Annotated in this window: 18 protein-coding genes and 1 tRNA gene; 16 read left to right on the top strand and 3 right to left on the bottom strand. The window is 48.2% G+C overall.

Annotated elements, in window-relative coordinates:
* Positions 1-8 precede the first annotated feature (8 nt).
* The 5 genes from trxB (at position 9) to IEX81_RS09050 (ending at position 4,585) form a co-directional block, all read left to right on the top strand.
* The gene (gene trxB, locus IEX81_RS09070) at positions 9-989 is read left to right on the top strand and encodes a thioredoxin-disulfide reductase (protein WP_188802751.1); all 981 of its coding nucleotides are present in this window, start codon (positions 9-11) and stop codon (positions 987-989) included.
* A 501-nt stretch (positions 990-1,490) separates the two neighbouring features.
* Positions 1,491-2,357, top strand: coding sequence for an RNase adapter RapZ (gene rapZ, locus IEX81_RS09065; protein ID WP_188802750.1), 867 nt, complete (start codon positions 1,491-1,493; stop codon positions 2,355-2,357).
* 6 nt (positions 2,358-2,363) lie between these two features.
* On the top strand, positions 2,364-3,326 hold the full coding sequence (mgfK, locus tag IEX81_RS09060) for a gluconeogenesis morphogenetic factor MgfK (RefSeq protein WP_188802749.1): 963 nt from the start codon (positions 2,364-2,366) through the stop codon (positions 3,324-3,326).
* Positions 3,327-3,344: 18 nt separating this feature from the next.
* A complete protein-coding gene (whiA, locus tag IEX81_RS09055) occupies positions 3,345-4,280 on the top strand; it encodes a DNA-binding protein WhiA (protein ID WP_188802748.1) in 936 nt (311 codons plus the stop codon).
* A gap of 47 nt (positions 4,281-4,327) precedes the next feature.
* Positions 4,328-4,585, top strand: coding sequence for an HPr family phosphocarrier protein (locus IEX81_RS09050; RefSeq protein ID WP_188802747.1), 258 nt, complete (start codon positions 4,328-4,330; stop codon positions 4,583-4,585).
* Between the two features lie 79 nt (positions 4,586-4,664).
* Here IEX81_RS09050 and clpP read toward each other — a convergent pair whose 3' ends face one another.
* The 3 genes from clpP to IEX81_RS09035 all read right to left on the bottom strand — a co-directional run bounded on the left by clpP (position 4,665) and on the right by IEX81_RS09035 (position 7,361).
* Entirely contained in the window at positions 4,665-5,249 is a 585-nt protein-coding gene (gene clpP / locus IEX81_RS09045; RefSeq protein ID WP_188802746.1) for an ATP-dependent Clp endopeptidase proteolytic subunit ClpP, read from the bottom strand.
* Between the two features lie 243 nt (positions 5,250-5,492).
* Positions 5,493-6,578, bottom strand: a complete 1,086-nt coding sequence (locus IEX81_RS09040; RefSeq protein ID WP_188802745.1) for a D-alanine--D-alanine ligase family protein — start codon at positions 6,576-6,578, stop codon at positions 5,493-5,495.
* Between the two features lie 709 nt (positions 6,579-7,287).
* Positions 7,288-7,361 (bottom strand) — tRNA-Arg (locus IEX81_RS09035).
* Positions 7,362-7,603: 242 nt separating this feature from the next.
* On the opposite strand from IEX81_RS09035, the gene IEX81_RS09030 reads away from it, so the two are divergent.
* The 11 genes from IEX81_RS09030 to IEX81_RS08980 all read left to right on the top strand — a co-directional run bounded on the left by IEX81_RS09030 (position 7,604) and on the right by IEX81_RS08980 (position 21,146).
* On the top strand, positions 7,604-8,032 hold the full coding sequence (locus IEX81_RS09030; protein WP_188802744.1) for a CotD family spore coat protein: 429 nt from the start codon (positions 7,604-7,606) through the stop codon (positions 8,030-8,032).
* Positions 8,033-8,189: 157 nt separating this feature from the next.
* Positions 8,190-9,497 (top strand): RNA polymerase factor sigma-54, encoded by a 1,308-nt coding sequence (rpoN, locus tag IEX81_RS09025; RefSeq protein ID WP_188802743.1) that lies wholly within the window; start codon positions 8,190-8,192, stop codon positions 9,495-9,497.
* Between the two features lie 450 nt (positions 9,498-9,947).
* A complete protein-coding gene (locus tag IEX81_RS09020) occupies positions 9,948-10,982 on the top strand; it encodes a sugar-binding transcriptional regulator (protein WP_188802742.1) in 1,035 nt (344 codons plus the stop codon).
* A gap of 15 nt (positions 10,983-10,997) precedes the next feature.
* Positions 10,998-12,005: a type I glyceraldehyde-3-phosphate dehydrogenase gene (gene gap / locus IEX81_RS09015; RefSeq protein ID WP_188802741.1), complete on the top strand. Its 1,008-nt coding sequence runs from the start codon at positions 10,998-11,000 to the stop codon at positions 12,003-12,005.
* Positions 12,006-12,182: 177 nt separating this feature from the next.
* Positions 12,183-13,370, top strand: coding sequence for a phosphoglycerate kinase (locus IEX81_RS09010; RefSeq protein ID WP_188802740.1), 1,188 nt, complete (start codon positions 12,183-12,185; stop codon positions 13,368-13,370).
* A gap of 48 nt (positions 13,371-13,418) precedes the next feature.
* Positions 13,419-14,180, top strand: a complete 762-nt coding sequence (tpiA, locus tag IEX81_RS09005) for a triose-phosphate isomerase (RefSeq protein WP_188802739.1) — start codon at positions 13,419-13,421, stop codon at positions 14,178-14,180.
* 188 nt (positions 14,181-14,368) lie between these two features.
* Positions 14,369-15,658, top strand: coding sequence for a phosphopyruvate hydratase (gene eno / locus IEX81_RS09000; protein ID WP_188802738.1), 1,290 nt, complete (start codon positions 14,369-14,371; stop codon positions 15,656-15,658).
* A 173-nt stretch (positions 15,659-15,831) separates the two neighbouring features.
* Complete coding sequence (locus IEX81_RS08995) at positions 15,832-16,734, top strand: helix-turn-helix domain-containing protein (RefSeq protein WP_188802737.1); 903 nt, start codon at positions 15,832-15,834, stop codon at positions 16,732-16,734.
* Between the two features lie 205 nt (positions 16,735-16,939).
* On the top strand, positions 16,940-17,806 hold the full coding sequence (locus IEX81_RS08990; RefSeq protein ID WP_188802736.1) for a DUF2231 domain-containing protein: 867 nt from the start codon (positions 16,940-16,942) through the stop codon (positions 17,804-17,806).
* Between the two features lie 531 nt (positions 17,807-18,337).
* The gene (locus IEX81_RS08985; protein WP_229727540.1) at positions 18,338-19,429 is read left to right on the top strand and encodes a hydrogenase small subunit; all 1,092 of its coding nucleotides are present in this window, start codon (positions 18,338-18,340) and stop codon (positions 19,427-19,429) included.
* Positions 19,422-21,146 carry a nickel-dependent hydrogenase large subunit gene (locus tag IEX81_RS08980; protein WP_188802734.1) on the top strand — a complete coding sequence of 575 codons (1,725 nt, stop codon included), beginning with the start codon at positions 19,422-19,424 and terminating at the stop codon, positions 21,144-21,146. Before IEX81_RS08985 ends, IEX81_RS08980 begins: the two co-directional genes overlap by 8 nt.
* Positions 21,147-21,492 lie beyond the last annotated feature (346 nt).

The raw sequence follows: 21,492 nt of genomic DNA, 5'->3' as shown, positions 1-21,492 counted from the left end.
AAGATATAATGATCAATCTGAGAAAGGACGGGATCAAATTGGCGGAAGAAGAAAAGATTTATGACGTAATTATTGCAGGAGCGGGTCCCGCCGGCATGACGGCCGCCGTATACGCTGCTCGTTCAAATATGTCGACTCTAATGATCGAAAGGGGAATACCCGGCGGTCAGATGGCAAACACCGAAGCGGTGGAAAATTATCCGGGCTTTGAATCGATTCTCGGACCGGATCTTTCGAATAAAATGTTCGAGCACGCCAAAAAATTCGGTGCCGAATATGCCTATGGCGACATCAGGGAAATCAAAGACGGAAAAGACTATAAAACGGTTGTCTGCGGTAATAAAGAATACAAAGCGGTTACAGTGATCGTGACGACGGGAGCGGAATACCGAAAACTGGGCGTTCCCGGAGAGAAGGAGTTTGCGGGTCGCGGCGTTTCCTATTGTGCGGTCTGTGACGGGGCTTTTTTCAAGGAAAAGAAGCTGGCCGTAATCGGGGGCGGTGATTCCGCAGTCGAAGAAGGGACCTATCTGACTCGCTTTGCTTCCGGGGTAACGATTATCCATCGCCGTGATAAGCTGCGCGCGCAGAAGATTTTGCAGAATCGCGCGTTCAACAATGAAAAAGTGGACTTTATCTGGGATACGGTCTGCACAAAAATCAACGGCAAAGACGGAAAAGTTTCCGGCCTGGCGCTTCGTAATACGAAAACCGGTGAAGAATCGGAATATCCGGTAGATGGCGTTTTTATCTACGTCGGAATGGATCCACTTTCGAAAGCAGTTGAAAATCTCGGTATTACCGATGAACAAGGCTATATCATGACCAACGAGAAGATGGAAACAAGTATCCCGGGTATTTTTGCGGCAGGAGATGTCCGCCAGAAAGAGCTTCGTCAGATCGTCACCGCGACGGGAGACGGCAGCATCGCAGCAGATAACGCGCAGAAATATGTGGAAAAGATGAAGGATGCCTCCGCAGTAGGCTGAACGTCGCAGGAGAAAAATAGGGGATAATCCGGCTATCCGTTCCGCCGTGTCCCTAGTACCGGCCGATTCGGCGGAATGAGCAGGCCTTTTCATCACTCTTTAATCTGCATGTAATGGTTCTGAAATGTAAAAGGATTAATATAAAATAGAAATTGACCCCCTTTTTATATAAGTTAATATTAGCTGACACGTCGATGAGCACGTGTCGTTTTTTTTGTACAAATAAGGAAGTATGAAAAGATCAGCGGAATTTAGTATAAGAAAAAATTCAAAAAGGACTCGCGGATTTTTGACCTGTATTTAAACAGCATTCTTCTTCCAACGGGGGCCGACATAGAGTGCGAGGGTTCAGGAGGGCATTCTTTCACTTTCTGAACCCTCGATTTTCGAGTATACTGTAAACAAAGCGATTCATTTTCAAAACCGGCTGAACCGATTTTTTTGAGCCGGATCATGACTGCGCTTTTTTAATGAATTTACTGTTGACGGGACGGATGAAGGATGAAGGACATTCAAGTGGTGATTATTACCGGAATGTCGGGTGCCGGAAAGACGGTGGCGACACGGATTTTTGAGGATCTGGGATATTTCTGCATTGATAATCTTCCGCCGACCTTGATGCCTAAGTTCATCGATCTGATTGAAGATTCCGATTCGGACAAATTGAATAAAGTGGCATTAGTGATGGATTTGCGCGGCCGTGAATTTTTCGACTCACTCTTTTCCTCACTCGATGCCTTCAGCAAGGCTGAAAAAATCAGACCAAAAATATTGTTTCTGGATGCAAAGGATCAGACGCTCGTCCGAAGATACAAAGAAACTCGCCGTTCACATCCTCTATCGCAGATGGGGCGCCCGATCGAAGGTATCCGGCTTGAACGGAAAAAGCTCGAAGAAGTGAAGGGTCTCGCCCAGTATTATATTGATACGACGGATATGAGCCCGCGTCAGCTGCGCGATCGGATCATCAGTGAATTTGGCAGTGAGAGCGAGACATTCCGCGTCAATCTGCTGTCGTTCGGTTTCAAGTACGGGCTTCCGATTGACGCCGATCTCGTTTTTGACGTCCGTTTTCTGCCCAACCCCTACTATGTGCAGCATATGCGCGCGAGGACCGGGCTGGATCAGGATGTCTCCGAGTATGTGCTGAAGTGGACGGAAACACATCAATTTCTCGGAAAACTGATGGATCTGCTTTCCTTCATGCTGCCGCAATATAAACGTGAAGGCAAGGGGCAGCTGGTGATTGCCATCGGGTGCACGGGAGGAAAGCACCGCTCTGTCGCTCTTGCCGAGTGGATTTGTAAAAAGCTGTCTGAAAATTATCCGACCAATGTATCGCACCGGGACATTGAGAAAGGGAAATAAACAAAAATGGCCAATCGAAAAAAAGTCGTCGCGATCGGCGGTGGAACAGGACTGCCGGCAGTACTCCGCGGTCTGAAAAAGTACCCCGTCGATATTACAGCGATCGTTACCGTGGCTGATGACGGGGGGAGCAGCGGCATGCTCAGAAATGAGCTGCAGATTCCTCCTCCGGGAGATATCCGGAACGTACTTGTTTCATTATCCGATATTGAACCAGTGTTTGAAAAGCTCCTTCAGCATCGTTTCAGGACCGACAGTGGTCTGAATGGGCATTCTCTGGGGAATCTGCTGATTGCCGCTCTCACATCGATCACCGGTGATTTTGTCAAAGGTGTTCGTGAAATGAGCCACATTCTAAATGTTCACGGGGAAGTACTTCCCGCCGCCGATCAAAGTATCGTTCTCGGCGCAGTGATGAGTGACGGAAGCATTGTCGAGGGGGAATCTCGCATCCCCAAAGCGAATAAGAAAATCAAACATGTTTTTCTGAAACCGGATGATATCCAGCCGCTGCCTGAAAGCGTGAAAGCAATCAGAGAGGCGGATGTGATCACGCTCGGACCGGGAAGTCTGTATACGAGCGTCATTCCAAACCTGCTTGTGCCGGAGCTTGCCGATGAGATTAACCAATCGGGAGCACGGAAAGTCTATGTCTGCAATGTTATGACCCAGAAAGGAGAAACGGACGGCTTTTCCGCATCCGATCATATTGCCGTGATTAACCGGCACGTCAGGAAGCCGTTTATCGACACGATCATCGTCAATAATAAACCTATTGCACCGGACATTCTGAAGCGTTATGCCATCGAAGAGGCTGAACCGGTTTCTGTAGATAGAGAAAAACTCGAGGCACAGGGAATTGATGTGATCAGCGCACCTCTGATTAAGACGGCGGGGGGCGTGATCCGCCACAATGAGGCGGCAATCGCCAGCCTTCTGATGACCCTGTTTTCCGAGAAAAAAGTGTGAAGGTCTGGAGGTCTTGCGATGTCTTTTGCAGCAGATACGAAAAAAGAATTAACCATGCTGGAAGTTGACGACTGCTGCGCACGGGCGGAACTGGCCGCGCTGACCCGAATGAATGGATTCGTATCGATTCGGAACAAGCATGTTGAACTTGACATTGCGACGGAAAACGCGGCGATTTCACGGAGGATTTACCGGCTGATCAAGCAGGCCTACAACTATCAGATTGAGATTCTTGTCCGCAGGAAGATGCGTCTGAAAAAAAATAATGTTTATATCGTCCGGCTGAAAGAGCCGGCGAGGCCGTTTCTCCGGGACCTGAAAATTATTGATGATAACGGGCAGTTTACACGGGAGATCGCCCCGGAACTTGTCGAAAAGGAATGCTGCCTGCGATCCTACCTTCGCGGAGCATTCCTTGCCGGAGGATCGCTCAATCACCCTGAGTCTTCCTACCATCTTGAGATTTTTTCAAACTATGAAGAACATACGTATTCTTTGGCAAAACTGATGAATACCTTTGATCTGAATGTTAAGGTACTCGCCAGAAAAAACGGTTTTATTATCTACATGAAAGAAGGGGAAAAAATCACCGATTTTCTCAGTATTATCGGAGCGAACAAGGCTCTGTTCTACTTTGAAGATATACGTATCGTCAAGGACATGCGCAACTCGGTGAACCGGCTCGTCAACTGCGAGACAGCGAATCTGAACAAGACGGTCAGTGCCGCGATGAAACAGATGGAAAACATACGCCTGATTGAAAAAAGTATCGGCCTTGAAGAACTTCCGGACAAACTGAGAGAGATTGCCGAACTCAGGCTTAGGCATCCCGATGTGACCTTGAAGGAACTTGGCGAACTCGTCAATGGTGAGCCGATCAGCAAATCGGGAATCAATCACCGCTTTCGAAAAATTAACGCAATTGCCAGCAGTATCCGGAAAAGCGAGCAATAAAATTAGTCAACGAACGGAAGAGGCGATATCGGAAAGGGGGGGATCAAGTGGTAGAAAAAACAGTCACTGTGCAGCTGAGGGAGGGACTTCAGGCGCGCCCCGCCGCTTTGTTTGTCCAGGAAGCTAACCGCTTTCATGCTCATGTAACACTTAAAAACGACGGCAAAGTGGTCAATGTAAAAAGCATTATGGGTGTCATGAGCATCGCGCCGGCATTCGGGGAAGTGGTCGTCATAAGGGCGGATGGCCCCGATGAGCAGGAGGCGGTTGCGAGACTGGCATCGTTTATTGAAAATAATCACTAAAAAAAGCTCCGTTTTCCTGTATCGAAAACGGAGCTTTTTAATTCCGGCTGATCGAAGCAATGATTCTGAAATCCGGCGTTTATTTTGCCGTTGTCAGTATTTCATCAATCAGACCGTATTTTTTGGCATCTTCAGCGGACATGAAGTTGTCACGGTCGGTATCACGCGAAATAACTTCGTACGGCTGACCCGTTCTTTCCGCATAGATATGGTTCAGTTTCTCACGAATCTTGAGAATTCGTTTGGCGTGAATTTCCATATCTGAAGCTTGTCCCTGCATCCCGCCGAGCGGCTGGTGAATCATGATTTCACTGTTCGGAAGGGCATAGCGTTTGCCGATTTCTCCGGCGGTCAGCAGGAAGCTGCCCATGGATGCAGCCATGCCGATACAGATGGTCGACACTTTAGGCTTGATGTACTGCATCGTATCGTAAATCGCCATGCCGGCAGTTATCGACCCGCCGGGACTGTTGATATAAAGCGAGATATCTTTTTCCGAATCTTCCGCTGCGAGGAAAAGCAATTGGGCGACAACGGCATTGGCCACATTATCGTCAATTGCTGTGCCAAGCATGATGATACGGTCCTTCAGCAAGCGGGAATAAATGTCATACGCGCGTTCACCGCGGTTTGTCTGCTCAATGACTGTAGGAATTAAAGGCATTGAACGAACCCCCTTTTTAATTGAAGTATGATGCTTTACTGTAACCAAAACTTATCATACCCTAAAGGTCAATATAGGTCAAATTTTTGAACCGAAAAATAAAAGATCAGCTGTCATGCTGGTCTTTTATTAAAAAGATTAACTATCCCACCTTTTCTTATTATTGCTTTTTTCTATCATGAGCAGAATTCACTAAAACAAGAGTTCTTTTTCCAACATCCTGCGCTTGCAAAACTATTAATTTCACTCGGCCCGACCGGCCGTTCTGCAGTTTAGGAGCGCTAATTGAATGGCTCTGTCTGCAATTTGGGCAATGCTGATGCCGGCTGCCTTCATCATTCGCGGGTAACGGCTGTAATTGGTGAATCCCGGCATTGTATTCACTTCATTAAAGACCACTTCGTGATCAAGCGTAAGGAACATGTCTACACGCGCCAACCCTGCACATCCAAGTGCACGGAAAATATCTCTGGCCGTTTGTTTAATTTGCGCTTGTACTTCCTGCGGAATCTCGGCTGGCACACGAATCGTTGAATTCTCGGATTCTTTTTCAGGTTGAGATTCCTGATGAATACGGAAAAAGCCGTGAGACAGTACAATTTGATCCACTTCGCCAACAGTCAGGTCATCCACATTTCCAAGAATGGCGCATCCGACCTCGCAGCCATCGATTGCTTCTTCGATACAGACCTTACTGTCATAATTCTGTGCTTCAATAACTGCTTCCAGAAGTCCGGAAGAATCCACAACTTTATTGACGCCGAACGAAGAGCCTCCATTCGCGGGTTTAACGAAGACTGGATAACGGAAACCCGTGATGAGTTCATCCAATTGTTCTTTTGAAACGGATCCTGTGAGTACTACAGTCTCAGGGACACGAATACCTGCATCCTTTACAATACGGTGTGAAATATCCTTGTCCATGCACATGGCAGAACTTAAAACGCCACAGCCAACGCAGGGGATGTCCGCCAGTTGCAAGAGGCTTTGGATCGTCCCGTCCTCACCGTTTTTTCCGTGCAATACCGGAAAAACGACATCTAAATGTGTACGCGTGAACATGCCCTCGGATTTCATTAAAATGCCATGAAGACCGGGGTCTGGCAATATTGCAACCGGCGTGCAGTCCGAATCGCTCCACGTATCCTGCGGAATGGCTTCAAATGGACCATCATATCGCTTCCATACGCCGTCCTTCGTAATACCAATCAGTATTAACTCATATTTTGCAGGATCAAGGTTGGTGATGATCGAATAAGCAGATTTTAAGGAGACCTTATATTCTGCTGAGTTCCCTCCAAATAGAATGCCTACTGTCACCTTTTTCAATGTGTGACTCCTTTTCAACTGGATATTTGTTTTCATTCACGTCCAAACGAAGCATAACTTTCGGACTTTTTGATTTGACAGAAAAATAATCATCTTTGCTGCGGGACTTATTGGTTAATCATACGGCTATTTTCATCTTTTTTTCTTAAGTATTTCTTAAACTTTGCTTATTGTTTAAATACAAATTTCATAAAAATAGTTCTATGATTATCCCACTTGCCCATTGAAGTCGGCAACACGTCTTCAATTATTAAAACTAAAATTATCGTTCTGCTCCCTCTGAATTTTAACAGGTAGTAGCCATTTAAAAGCCCAAAGTGAAATCTGACTATTCACACTTGTTGATTGCAGGCCGTTTACTGTTGATTCTTTAAGCATTACTGTAGATTATCTGCTCTTTACTGTTGATTCTTTAAGCATTACTGTAGATTCTCCGCTCTTTACTGCCGATTGTCCTGTGGCGTGTGCCTGTGAACAGATGGAAAACGGCTTCCGACTGTGAGGATGATGATTAAATGGCTTCAATGGTCACCGTATGAAGAAAATCCGCCCCATTTTCATTGGTTTGTTCAATCTAACTGAGATCCAGTATGAGGAGACGGCACAATCAGCAATCATTTTATGGCCGCATGACATAAATAAAAAAGCGGCACCTCTGAGTGTCCACTCAGAGGTGCCGCAAATACAAACATTGCTACTTTCTTAAAAATGCGCTCGAGAGGATTCGAACCCCCGACACATGGTACCGGAAACCATTGCTCTATCCACCTGAGCTACGAGCGCAAAACCGTAAAAGATTTATTTCACTGACATTTATCTATATTAAGCGATTGTCTCAGATTTTGCAAGACCTTTTACTAAATTCGCTGGTTTTTTAATGATTGACCGGCTGATTTTCTGAGTTGCCTCCGCAAACTGCCCAATTTCGGCGGAGCCCGTAAAATTAGGTGTTCTCATTAGGGCGAGGCTAATCCCCAGAACATAGGTTATTAGTGTACTTTAAATGACGAGGAGGAACAAAAATTATGGAGGTTTCACCTTATCCAATTAAACCGATGCCGGCAAATCCCTATGCCAAGATGCCGGCGATCAAACCGGAACCGAATCTGCCTGTTGCCAATCCCCTGGTTGCGCCAGAACATGTGAAAGGCACCAAGGGAATGATGGGTCCGTACGGAGCAAAACCGGCCGGGTTACCTGCGGCGTGCCCGGTCAACGAACTCCACTGTCCGCCGAAGCAGGCAGGTTCAATCTACGATCCGGAGAGTGTGAATGTTGAACATGTTTATAAACCGGTGATCGTTCAGCACATTCATCCGATGCATACTCAGATTATGACCCACTTTATCTATGAACATCAGCATTATTATCCGCACACGCTGTCCCAGACGTGCGATGAGTGCCATTATGACGTGCAGTGCGGGCGTCCCTGCTTTCCGAAACCGCATTGCTGATTACTCCGGGCTTTCCGTGTTAAAGCGGAAGGTCCTTTTTATTTTTATCTCCCCGTGTTCAGCATGCTGAAGAGGCTGGCCGGACGCTCATTTTTCAAATGAAAGCGTAGCCGGCTTGCAAACTCATTGGTATAATAAAGACAAAGAGGTGAGCGGAATGGGCCTTGCACTGGTTCAGAAACAATCGCTGAAGCTTAAGATGGCGCCGGCATTGTATCAGTCGGTGACGCTGCTGCAGTTTAACAATGAAGAACTCTCCCAGTATATTCATGAAAAGGCACTCGAAAATCCCCTTTTGCACGTCGAAGAATCCGGCTTTCAGACGGATTATCTTTCCTATCCGACCGGGGACGGGATAAAGAGTACAACGGACGTGATCGAGGAGACAATAGCGGGGACGAGCGACTTTCGCGAATTGCTCCATCAGGATCTCCATCAGCTTCGGCTGAGCAAAAAAAGCATGGCTGCTGCAGACGCTTTGATCGACTGTTTAAACGACAATGGCTATCTGGATGAAGATCCGGAAGATTTGCTCAGCCGATTTGAGCTGGATCTTCCGGAGGTCGAAGAAGCGCTGGCGCTGGTTCAGTCGCTTGAGCCGGCCGGAGTCGGCGCAAGGTCCCTTCCCGAGTGTCTGCTGCTCCAGCTGAGGAGAAAAACACCGCGTCTGCCGCTCGCCGAGTCGATCCTGTCCGATTACTGCGACTGCTTTCTGACCGGGGATTGGACCGGGCTGGCCGAAATTCTCGGAACAACGGAAGAGTCGGTTCTTGATGCGGTGGCGGCGATCCGGTCACTGGCACCGGTGCCGGTGAATACTATTCAGGCTGAGAAACCCCATTATGTGGTACCGGACGTGACCATTGCTGAGCGTGACGGCGGGCTCGTGTGCGAACTTGAGGATGGCTTTCTGCCGAAGATAACTATTGACCGCCAGGATTATCAGCAGTATCTGAAAACAGCGGACGAAGAGACGAAACGGTATCTCCGTGAAAAGATCGAAGAGGCGGACTGGCTGCTGGCTGGTGTTTCGAGAAGAAAACAGACCATCATGTCGCTGGCCGAAATGCTTGCCGATAAGCAAAAACTCTATTTTATGACCGGGGAAAATGATCAACTTCAACCCTTTACAATGAAAAACGCGGCGGAGAAACTGTCCGTTCACGAATCGACAGTCAGCCGGGCAGTAGCAAACAAATATGTACAGACCCCGTACGGGCTTTTCCCCCTGAAAAAATTTTTTGTCAGGGGTCTAAAAACAGATAAGGGCGGCGCTTCGGTGTTTCACATTCAGTCACGGATCAGGCACCTGATTGACCGGGAGGACAGGAGAAGCCCTCTTTCCGATCAGCGCCTGGCCGGTCTGCTGGCTGAAGAGGGGCTTCACTGCTCCAGAAGAGCCGTGACCAAGTACCGCCGGGCTTGCGGTATCGGTTCAACCGTCCAGCGAAGGGTATCCAAATAAAATCAATCCACGCTTTGTAGATCGCAAAAACGAGCAGGCCGATTGTCAATTGCGGAAGCAGATACATGTTTCTATTGGGACAAGTAGAGTCCCTTTAATTACACTTATCGAAATGAATATAACGTTTTCAGTGTTTTAATGTGTCGAATCAGGGGAATACTCAACTTGGACGACGGATGCGTCTGAAGAGTCGGGAGTAGGCAGAAACAGAATGAAAAAGTGACATTTTTCGAAATTCGCAGATAGTTAAAAGTCCTCTAATTCCGCGTAGTAACAGCTTTCTTTTCATATGTGACATTTTTGCGTCATTAAAAAGATCACATAAAAGTTTTACATGTTTTTACTTGTAAACGCTGTTGAAAGTTGTTATTATGGTCATGGAGCAGATGGGACATAAAATGACTATGTGGGACATTTCAAGGCCGTTCGCGGTCGATTGAGGGGGACGCTGTGGAACGCTTGCTTGATCTTCAGAAAAAGCTCATCCCTGATGTCTTAGACATAATGTCCGGCCGCTACCGTATTCTTCAGTCGCTGCATATTCTTCAGCCTATAGGCAGACGAAGCCTGTCTTCCCACCTTGGGATGACGGAACGCGTGCTGCGCGGCGAAGTCACGTTTCTCAGCCAGCAAGGCCTCATCCATATGGCTTCAAGCGGCATGTGTTTGACGAATGACGGAGAGGCCATTGTAAAGTCACTGGGAAAAGTGATGAAGGATATCTCCGGATTGAAGGACATGGAAAAGAAGTTGGAAGACGTGCTCGGCGTATCCAAGGCAGTTGTTGTTTCCGGCGACAGCGATCAGTACGCGCTGGTCAAGAATGAGCTTGGGCTGGCCTGCGTCCGGGAAATCGAGCGCTGTCTCGGCGCAAAGAACATCATAGCGGTTACCGGAGGTTCGACACTTGCGGCAGCCGCGGAAATGATGCATCCGCTGAAGAAGGCACATCAGGATCTGCTGTTTGTGTCGGCGAGAGGCGGCCTGGGCGTGAAGGTCGAAAATCAGGCGAATACGATCTGCGCTAAGATGGCCGAAAAGGCTGAAGGTCGCTATCATCTGCTCCACGTTCCGGATCAGCTCAGTGATGAATCCTATCACAGTCTGATTGAAGAGCCCAGCATTCACAGGGTTTTGCAGCTCGTTCATGGTGCGACGATTGTCGTTCATGGCATAGGCAGCGCAAAAACGATGGCTATCCGCCGTCATTCCGGTGAAGAGTTTCTTAAGCGGGTCGATACGGAACATGCTGTGGCCGAGGCTTTTGGCTATTTCTTTGATCGAACCGGCCGTGTCATCCATAAGGTCCAGACGATTGGACTGCAATGGGAGGATCTTTTCGGGGCGCGGGCAGTCATTGCCGTAGCCGGGGGCAAGTCTAAGGCTGAGGCAATCGAGGCTTACTTCAAGAAAGGCCCTGATTCCGTGCTGATCACGGATGAAGGCGCTGCACAAGAGATTTTAAAAAATTTTCAAACCATTTAGGAGGTCATTATTGTTATGACAGTTAAAGTTGGTATTAACGGTTTCGGTCGTATCGGTCGTCTGGCTTTCAGAAGAATTCAGGACGTTCCGGAATTGGAAGTTGTTGCGGTTAACGACCTGACAGATCCGGCAATGCTTGCAAACCTGCTGAAATACGATACAACTCAGGGACGCTTCAACGGCGAAGTCAAGGTTGAAGAAGGCTACTTCGTAGTTAACGGCAAAAAAGTTCAGGTTCTCGCAAACAGAAATCCTGAAGAACTTCCTTGGGGCGAACTTGGCGTTGATATCGTCCTTGAATGCACAGGCTTCTTCACTGCAAAAGATAAGGCTGAAGCGCACATCAAGGCAGGCGCTAAGAAAGTCGTTATCTCTGCTCCGGCAAAGGGCGACCTGAAGACGATCGTTTTCAATACAAACAATGATACGCTTGACGGCACTGAAACAGTTATTTCAGGCGCTTCATGTACAACCAACTGCCTGGCTCCTATGGCGAAAGTTCTTAACGATAAATTCGGCATTGAAAAAGGCCTGATGACGACGATCCACGCTTACACAGGCGACCAGATGACTCTTGACGGCCCGCATAGAGGCGGCGACCTGCGCCGTGCCCGCGCTGCCGCAGAAAACATCGTTCCGGCTTCTACGGGTGCCGCTAAAGCAATCGCTCTCGTTATCCCTGATCTGAAAGGCAAACTCGACGGTTCCGCTCAGCGTGTTCCTGTAAAATCCGGTTCCACGACTCTGCTTTACTCTACACTCAAGAAGAACGTAACGGTTGAAGAAGTTAACGAAGCCATGAAAGCTGCAGCTAACGAATCTTTCGGCTACAATGAAGACCCGATCGTTTCTTCCGACATCATCGGCATGACATACGGCTCATTGTTTGACGCAACTCAGACAAAAATCCTCGAAGTCGACGGCAAGCAGCTGGTTCAGACCGTTTCATGGTACGACAACGAAATGTCCTACACTTCTCAGCTGGTCAGAACGCTTGAATACTTCGCTAAGCTCGCAAAATAATTTAGCAAGAAATTTTTGAATAGAACCTGAATAGCGGAAACAGTACTGTTTCCGCTATTTTATACTGATGCTTCCTTTGAAAAAGGACATCAGCATAAAGAAATCCTGGGCGGCCGGTACACCGGCCGGTTTTTCCCGGTTTTTCTTATGAATTAAAAGTGGAAAGAGGGTTTTGGCATGGCAAAGAAAACCGTTCGCGACATTGACGTTAAGGGAAAAAGAGTTTTTTGCCGCGTTGACTTCAATGTTCCGCTTGACGGCACGACGGTTACGGATGATACACGTATCCGCGCTGCAATTCCGACCATCAAATACTTAATTGAAAATGGCGCTAAAGTCATTCTTGCTTCTCACCTCGGCCGTCCGACGGCGGACAACAAGGAATCGCTCCGGATGAATCCGGTGGCTGAACGTCTGAGCGAATTGCTCGGCAAACCGGTCGCCAAGACCGATGAAGTCGTCGGCCCTGAAGTTGAAGCCGCTGTCGCTAAGCTCCAGGACGGCGACGTGCTCCTTCTCGAGAACGTTCGTTTTGAAAAAGGCGAAAAGAAGAACGATCCTGAACTTGCCAAGGCATTTGCTTCACTTGCAGACGTGTACGTGAATGATGCATTCGGCTCCGCTCACCGCGCTCACGCGTCAACGGAAGGCATCGCAAACTATCTTCCTGCCGTTGCCGGCTTCCTGATGGAAAAGGAACTGACCGTCATGGCGGCATCGCTTGACAATCCAAAACATCCGTTTACGGCGATTATCGGCGGAGCAAAAGTCACCGATAAAATCGGCGTGATTGAAAACCTGCTTGACAAAGTGGACAACCTGATTGTCGGCGGCGGGCTTTCTTACACATTCATCAAGGCGAAGGGCTACGGCATCGGCAAGTCTCTTCTTGACGCCGATAAATTGGATCTGGCCAAGAAATTCATGGAACAGGCGAAAGAAAAAGGCGTGAACTTCCTGACACCTGTTGACGCCGTTGTTGCTGATGAATTTTCCGAAACAGCCAACAAGAAGACGGTTGATATCGACCAGATTCCTGACGGCTGGATGGGTCTTGATATCGGACCGAAAACAGTGGAATTGTTCGCCGATGCAATCAAAAAATCCAAGCTTGTTGTATGGAACGGACCGATGGGCGTTTTTGAAATGGATGCTTACGCCAAGGGTACCGCTGAAGTAGCCGAGGCTCTTGCCGAAGCGACCGATGCCACGACGATCATCGGCGGCGGCGATTCTGCTGCGGCCGTTGAAAAGTTCCATCTCGCGGACAAGATGAGCCACATCTCGACGGGCGGCGGCGCTTCGCTTGAACTGATGGAAGGCAAGGTACTGCCTGGTGTTGCTGCGCTTGACGACGCAGAATAACGGAAAGTAAACAAAGACTGTAACTGCAAGAAAGGGAAGGTGTCACATATGTCACGCAAACCGATTATTGCCGGCAACTGGAAAATGAATAAGACGGTCAGAGAAGCACACGAATTCGTCGAAGCGGTCAAGGACAAAGTTCCTTCACCGGACGTTGTTGATTCGGTTGTTGCCGCTCCTTTTCTCGCTCTTGACCGCATCGTTGCCGATGCAAAGGGGTCCGATTTGAAGATCGGCGCTGAGAATGTTCACTTTGAAAATTCCGGGGCTTTCACCGGAGAAGTCAGCCCGGTTATGCTGGAAGATCTGGGTGTAAATTATGTCATCATCGGCCACTCGGAAAGAAGAGCGATGTTTGCTGAAACCGATGATACGGTCAACAAAAAAGTCCTCGCTTCTTTCGCTCATCACCTGCTTCCAATCGTCTGTGTCGGTGAAACACTTGACGAACGGGAAGGCGGAAGGTGGCAGGCCGTTGTTAAAAACCAGGTCACTAAAGCCTTTGCAGGTGTTCCGAGTGATCAGGCAACGGACGTTGTCATTGCTTATGAACCCATCTGGGCAATCGGTACAGGAAAATCCGCTTCTTCGGATGACGCCAATGAAGTTTGTGCATTCATCCGTGAGACAGTTGCCGGAATTTATGGCAAAGAAACTGCTGAAAAAGTACGCATTCAGTACGGCGGCAGCGTGAAACCTGCCAACATCGCCGACTTCCTTGCACAGTCGGATATCGACGGTGCCTTGGTCGGCGGCGCCAGCCTGCAGCCTGAATCTTTCCTAGCTTTACTGGAAGGTGCAAAAGCCTGATTTCCGCTGGAAATAATCCTTTGCGGCAGAAGGGTTTCTGGAGTTGAAGGTTTCGTTTTCTGAAACGAAGGGTCCGGAATGAAGCTAAGAATGAATCGCCGGGAGCGGTTCTCTGTCCGGACATTGACCGCTTTCCGGTCGAGAATTTCCGGAAATAAAAATTAATGACGAATAAGGAGAGATAAAGTATGTCTCAAATCGTTGAAGTTTACGGACGCGAAGTACTGGATTCGCGCGGCAATCCAACTGTTGAAGTTGAAGTTTATACAGAGGCCGGCGGCAAGGGCCGCGCGCTTGTTCCAAGCGGCGCTTCAACCGGCGAACACGAAGCAGTCGAATTGCGTGATGGCGACAAGAGCCGTTACGGCGGCAAGGGTGTTCTCAAGGCCGTCAAAAATGTTAATGAAATTATCGCTCCTGAAGTTGTCGGCATGGAAGTGCTGGATCAGGTTGCGCTTGACACGGCGATGATTGATCTCGATGGTACGGAAAACAAAGGCAAGCTGGGCGCCAACGCCATCCTCGGTGTTTCACTGGCCGCCGCCAACGCTGCTGCCGATGAACTCGACATCCCGCTTTACCGCTACTTGGGCGGCGTTAACAGCAAAGTTCTTCCTACACCGATGATGAACATTCTGAACGGCGGAAAGCATGCGGATAACAGCGTTGACTTCCAGGAATTCATGATTATGCCTGTTGGTGCTGAATCTCTTGCTGAAGCGGTTCGCATCGGCGCTGAAGTTTACCACGCTCTGAAATCAGTACTCGCTGCTAAAGGCCATCTGACCGCTGTCGGCGACGAAGGTGGTTTCGCGCCTAACCTTAAGAACAATGAAGAAGTGCTTCAGACGATCGTTGAAGCGATTGAAAAAGCCGGCTACAAACCGGGCGTCGATGTGAAACTGGCAATTGACCCGGCTTCTTCCGAATTGTATGAAAACGGCAAGTACAACTTCAAAGGCGAAGGCGTTGTCAGAACAACTGACGAAATGATTGAATACTATACAAAACTCGTTGACGAATTCCCGATCATCTCGATTGAAGACGGTCTTGATGAAAACGACTGGGAAGGCTGGGCCAAGCTGACTAAGGCACTCGGCGACCGTGTTCAGCTGGTCGGTGACGATCTGTTCGTTACCAACACGGATTACCTGAAAAAAGGTATTGACATGGGCGTTGCAAATGCGATCCTTATCAAAGTTAACCAGATCGGTACGCTGACTGAAACTCTGAACGCTATTGAAATGGCTCAGAAAGCCGGCTACACAGCTGTCGTTTCACACCGTTCAGGTGAAACGGAAGATACGTCAATCGCCGATATCGTTGTTGCAACGAACGCAGGCGAAATCAAGACCGGATCTTTGGCAAGAACTGACCGGATTGCAAAATATAACCAATTGATCAGAATTGAAGATGATCTTGATGCTTCCGCTGAATACCTCGGCGACGCATCATTTTACAATCTGTCAAACAAATAATTCAATCCGAAGTAACAAAAAGCCCTCCGCTAAATGGAGGGCTTTTTGTTGTTTTAAGGTCATTAAGGAATTAATATGGAATTGTCCACTTTTTCTGCCCGTAAAAAGTCGGCGCGTTTTTTCGGCTTTTCCCTTGAAAACCTGCCGGGCAAAGATCTGGTGAAGGGCGGCTGATGACGGTGAAGCGGTATGAAGAAGAAGATTTTCTGGAAAGCCGGGAATTCCCTTTTTATATAACTTCTAAAGAAATACAACCAGGGGATCCTTGCGAGCCGCACGTTCATGAATTTATCGAACTCATCTATGTTGCTGCAGGAAAGGGAAATCATTTCTATCAACAAAGCAGCTATAAAATAAAAAAAGGCGACGTATTCATCATTCAATCAGGCGCGCCCCATGCTTACAACGCCGACCCCGATTCACATCTGCAGATCTATATTATTATGTTTCAGCCCCGCTTTTTGAGAAGAGAACTGCAATTACTGGCGAAAACAACTCAATTCATTGATTTCTTTTTCGTTGAACCTTTTTTCCGTGAAGATACCCATTTTCAATCGCGACTGTCACTGCAGACTTCTGAACAAATTCAGCTGACACTTCTTTTTGATCGAATGAATCAAGAATATCTTCTGAAGCAAACGGGCTACCGATATCTGATTAAAGCGATGTTGATCGAAACGTTCATTTATCTCTCCAGATGGTACGAAAAAAGCAGCGATAGCCCTCTTACTGCGGAGAGAGAGAAAGGGGTCATTGAGCAGATCTGTCACTTTATCAGGAAACATTACGCACACAAAATCAGTCTGCAGCAGATCAGCCGCCTTTGCGATATGAGCCGGTCTGCATTTACAGCCAGCTTTAAAGAGCAGACGGGGATGACTTTTATTGAATACCGCAACAGCTTGCGAATGAACGCTGCCAGGGAACTTCTCGAAACAACAAGCATGACGATCATTTCGATCGCTCAGGAGGTTGGTTTCGATGATGTCAGTAATTTTGACAAAACGTTCAAACATAGCGAAGGCATTTCACCGATCGAGTACAGAAAGCGGCATTTCCCTCACTCCGCACAATGAAAACGCTTAATATAAAAACCTTTCAATGAGTGATAACTGTTCTCAACATACATTGTATTGCCAATTACAACCCTGAAATATGGCCGATTTGCCAGACAGAACGGCAGATTTGCAAAGCCTTGTCAGGGAGCTTTTTTTATCATTAAGTATGCAAGAATAATAAGTTACTTCTTGTTAGCAATTAATAAGAAAGAGGGGGAAGAAAGTGGTTAGTCCTAATTTATTTAATACGTTTCATTTCACGGTTCTTCATTTTCCGATTGCCTTAATCGTGGTAAGCTTTCTCTGTGACCTGATTGCTTCGTTTATGAAAAAATCGAAATGGAACGGTATTCTAAAAAAAGCAGGGTTCATTACTTTGGTGTCCTGTGCAGTGATGGGCATCGTTACGTGCCTGGCGGGCCTTGTAGCCGCAATATCTTTGAATCTGCTCGGTACAATTGGCGGGCATGCAACAAAGGGTATTGAGTTCACCATTTATGTTACTCTTCTGGCTATTGTGAGACTCGCATTCGCAAAAGCAAAGAAAATCGATATTGGGGATAATCTCTTTTATCTGGTTTTTTCTCTGATTGGCGCGATTCTCGCTTTCACACTCTTTAAAGTATACCGCTATCCGCACTGGGGAGTTCTTCAGTTCACGGTTCCGCTGATCTTCATTGGCTTCCTTGCAGATCTCTCCGCGATTATTTGGAGAGCGAAGAGCTGGGCCAAAAGCCTTCAGGAAATCGGCTACACATTTCTGATTCTTGGTACGGTTGCCATCATCGCAACGGTCATCACAGGTTACACGAGAGCCGCAGAAATGCCTGCCCTCGCTCATGCTGCGCAACCTGTGAAGTACGATCCGGCCGCACTTCATCTTCATGAAGTATTAGGCGTAATTACAATGATCGCCTATATTATTATCAGTGTTGTCCGCTCTTACTTCCATTTTCAGTTTGAAGCGAAGGATCTGCTCAAGGGCAAAGCCGTTTACATTGTCGGTGCCGTTGTCTGCTTTGCTTTGATCTCAGTGGCTTCGCACTTTGGCGGAACAGTTGCCCTGTTCCCTGAACTGTTCGGCAAATAATGATGTTAAAGAGACAAATACGTCCTGAGAGAGTCCGGGATCCGGGCTTTCTTTTTTTCTATGGCTATGTTCAAACGATCTTGGGTTGTTTTGCGGCAGATTGGTAAAGCCGATGAACGATTCACTCAGAATAGAGCAAGCTGTACTGTTAGTCGTTGAAAAAGGATGCCCGTTTACCTATGGGCAGCTGAACGGATCGATGTTCGTCTGATACCTCGATAAAGTCAAACATTTAATCATAATATAAAAATTAATTTAAGTATGTGATGAATGTCATATTCATTGAAATTGCAGTTCACTATCATAAAATTAATTAGTAACCCAAAAAAAGTAAAAATCAGTGTGCAAGCAAACACACGGCTTGAACCATTGATGATGAAATGATGAACAATCAGGAGCTTTTGCCGCGCCCGATGACGTATCTTTGAAAAATTACCTCAGCACGTCTTTGTCTCTAGCTAAGAAGTCGAAAAAGATTCAATGCTTTCTAATTTTTTTGAACATCGAAAGAAACCGGAGGGAGAGATTGACTTGAAAGGTGAAGAGCCGACAATATATGAAAGCGTTTTATCCAGAGGTTTTTCAAGAAGAACTTTTTTAAAGATGTGTGCGACTCTGGCTGCTACGATGGGGCTTGATTTTTCACAGACCGGTCAGGTTGCCCATGCCATGGAAACGAAAAAACGCATTCCGGTTATCTGGCTACAGATGCAGGATTGCACGGGCTGCTCGGAATCTTTTATCCGTTCTTCTTATCCTAAAGTAGAAAGTGTCATATTCAACATGATCTCTCTCGAATATATGGAAGTTTTGACGGCCGCAGCCGGCTTTCAGGCGGAAACTTCAGAACAGAATGTGTTGAAAAAGTATAAGGGCGAATATGTCCTCGTGGTGGAGGGCAGTGTGCCTCAGGCAGCCGGTTATCTGACTATTGGCGGCCGATCGGGCGCAGACCTTCTGCGCGAGGCGGCTGCGGGCGCCAAGGCTGTGCTGACCTTCGGCACATGCTCCTCATGGGGAGGAATTGCCAAGGCGAATCCGAACCCAACCGGTGCGCAGCCGGCAGCGGCGATGCTTCAGGGGATTCCCGTTATCCGCGTTCCCGGCTGTCCGCCAATCGCGGAAGTAATGACCGGTGTTCTGGCTCATATTGTCACTTTCGACCAGCTCCCTGAGACAGACATGCTCGGCCGCCCGAAAGCCTTTTACCGGCACCGTATCCACGATAAGTGCAACCGGAGAGCCTATTTCGACGCCGGATTATTTGCGGAGTCTTTTGATGATCCGAATCTGAAGGCCGGTTACTGTCTCTATAAAGTCGGCTGCAAAGGGCCGACAACGTACAATTCCTGCGCGGAGATGCGCTGGAACGGCGGAATCAGCTACCCGATCCAGTCGGGAAATCCGTGCATCGGCTGTTCCGAAGCGGACTTTTGGGATAACGGGCCTTTTTATACACATTATGCAAAACTGCCGCTGACGCAGACAACCATCGATCCGGAAAAATGGGGGGCGGCAGCTGCCGGAGCCGCGCTTGTCGGGGTCGGCGCGCACGCAGGGATAACAGCCGCTGTCAAGCATCACAAAGACAAGCAGCAGGATAAGGGTGATCAGAATGAGTAAACGCGTAGTTGTCGATCCGGTGACAAGGATAGAGGGACATCTGAGAATTGAGGCGGATGTTCAGAATGGGAAAATAACGGATGCCTTCAGCTCGGGTACAGCGATCCGCGGCATTGAACTGGTCGTAAAAGACAGGGATCCCCGCGATGTGTGGGCCTACGCCCAGCGTATCTGCGGTGTCTGTACAACCACGCACGCGCTGGCCAGCATCCGTTCAGTGGAAGACGCACTCGGTATTCATGTGCCTCCGAATGCTAACCTGATCCGCAATATGATGAACGAGACGGTTATTCTTCACGATCATGTGGTTCATTTTTATCATCTGCACGCCTTCGACTGGGTTGACGCGCTCAGCATTCTGAAAGCCGATCCAAATGAAACAAGCAGAATTGCGCAATCCATTTCACCATGGCCGAACTCCTCGCCGGGCTACTTCAAAAGTGTCCAGCAGAAGATTCAGAAGGTGGCAGACAGCGGGCAGCTGGGTATATTTGCAAACGGCTATTGGGGCCATTCAGCGTATAAGCTGCCGCCGGAAGTCAATCTGCTTGCCGTCGCTCACTACCTCGAAGCTTTGGACTGGCAAAAAGAGATCGTAAAAATTCATACGATTTTTGGCGGTAAAAATCCGCATCCGCATTATCTTGTCGGCGGCATGGCAACACCGCTGGATATCAATATGGACAACGGCATCCACTCGGAAAAACTGGATCTGATTGATCAGCTGATTTCTCAGGCCAATGATTTTATCAACCAGGTTTATCTCCCAGATCTGCTTGCGATCGGTTCCTACTACACGGATTGGGGAAGCAGTGAAATCGGCGGGGGTCTGAACAATTATCTTGTCTATGGAGACTTTTCGACAAAAGACATTCGCGATACGAAACTCTACCGTGCGCCGAGAGGAATCATTCTTGGCGGAAATATGAATGAGATTCTGGACGTGGATCCGCGCGATCCAAATCAGGTAAGCGAGCAGATTGACCATTCCTGGTATACGTATGGTGGCAGCGGAACAGGCGGACGCCATCCGTGGAAGGGAGAAACGGCAATGAATTATACCGGTCCGCAGCCGCCCTATCAGAACTTGAACACCAATGAAAAGTACAGCTGGATAAAATCTCCGCGCTGGAAGGACCATCCGATGGAAACCGGCCCGCTTGCCAGAATTATGGTCGGCTATGCCGCGGACAAAGGCGATTACCGCGCGATTGTCAATGATACGCTGAAGAAGCTTGGCCTACCGCTTGCCGCGATGCACTCCGCGCTCGGACGGACGGTTGCGCGCGGACTCGACGCGCAGATGATTGTCGGCTGGCTGCGGGATGATTTCAACACCCTGATCGGCAATTTAAAGAATGGCGATCTAACGACTTTCGACAACTCGAAATGGGAACCGAGTACGTGGCCCGCCCATGCTTTCGGTGTCGGCACTGTCGAAGCTCCCCGTGGCGCCCTTGGGCACTGGATTGAGATAGAGAACGGCAAGACTAAGAACTATCAGGCGGTTGTCCCGACGACGTGGAACGCCTCGCCACGCGACAATAATGGCGGCATCGGAGCCTACGAATCCTCGCTGAAAAATGTTCCGGTCGCCGACATGAATCAGCCGCTTGAGATCCTGCGCGTGGTTCACTCTTTTGATCCCTGTCTCGCCTGCGCCGTGCATCTGACGGATCTGGAAAACAGCCAGCTGACATCGGTTCAGGTGGAATGAGGCAATGTCAAAAGTTCTATGAAAACGACGTATCGAATCGAGTGGGTGACTCCACAGTGAAAGGGTGATGCGCCGCTCCGGACATTTTCGGTTATGGCGAGGGCGGTACTTCCCGCATTCTCCTCTTTCAATTCAATTTATCGGTCGTTATGCTTTTATCGGTCGTTGACACAAGTTAATCGGTCGCTTGGCTTGATTTATCGGTCGTTGACGCAAGTTAATCGGTCGTTATGCTTTTATCGGTCGTTGACACAAGTTAATCGGTCGTTATGCTCGCTTTATCAGTCGTTGACACAAGTTAATCGGTCGTTATGCTTTTATCGGTCGTTGACACAAGTTAATCAGT

It is taken from the genome of Sporolactobacillus putidus (assembly GCF_014647035.1).
Lineage (GTDB): Bacteria > Bacillota > Bacilli > Bacillales > Sporolactobacillaceae > Sporolactobacillus > Sporolactobacillus putidus.
This window is presented reverse-complemented; position numbering and strand designations above follow the sequence as displayed.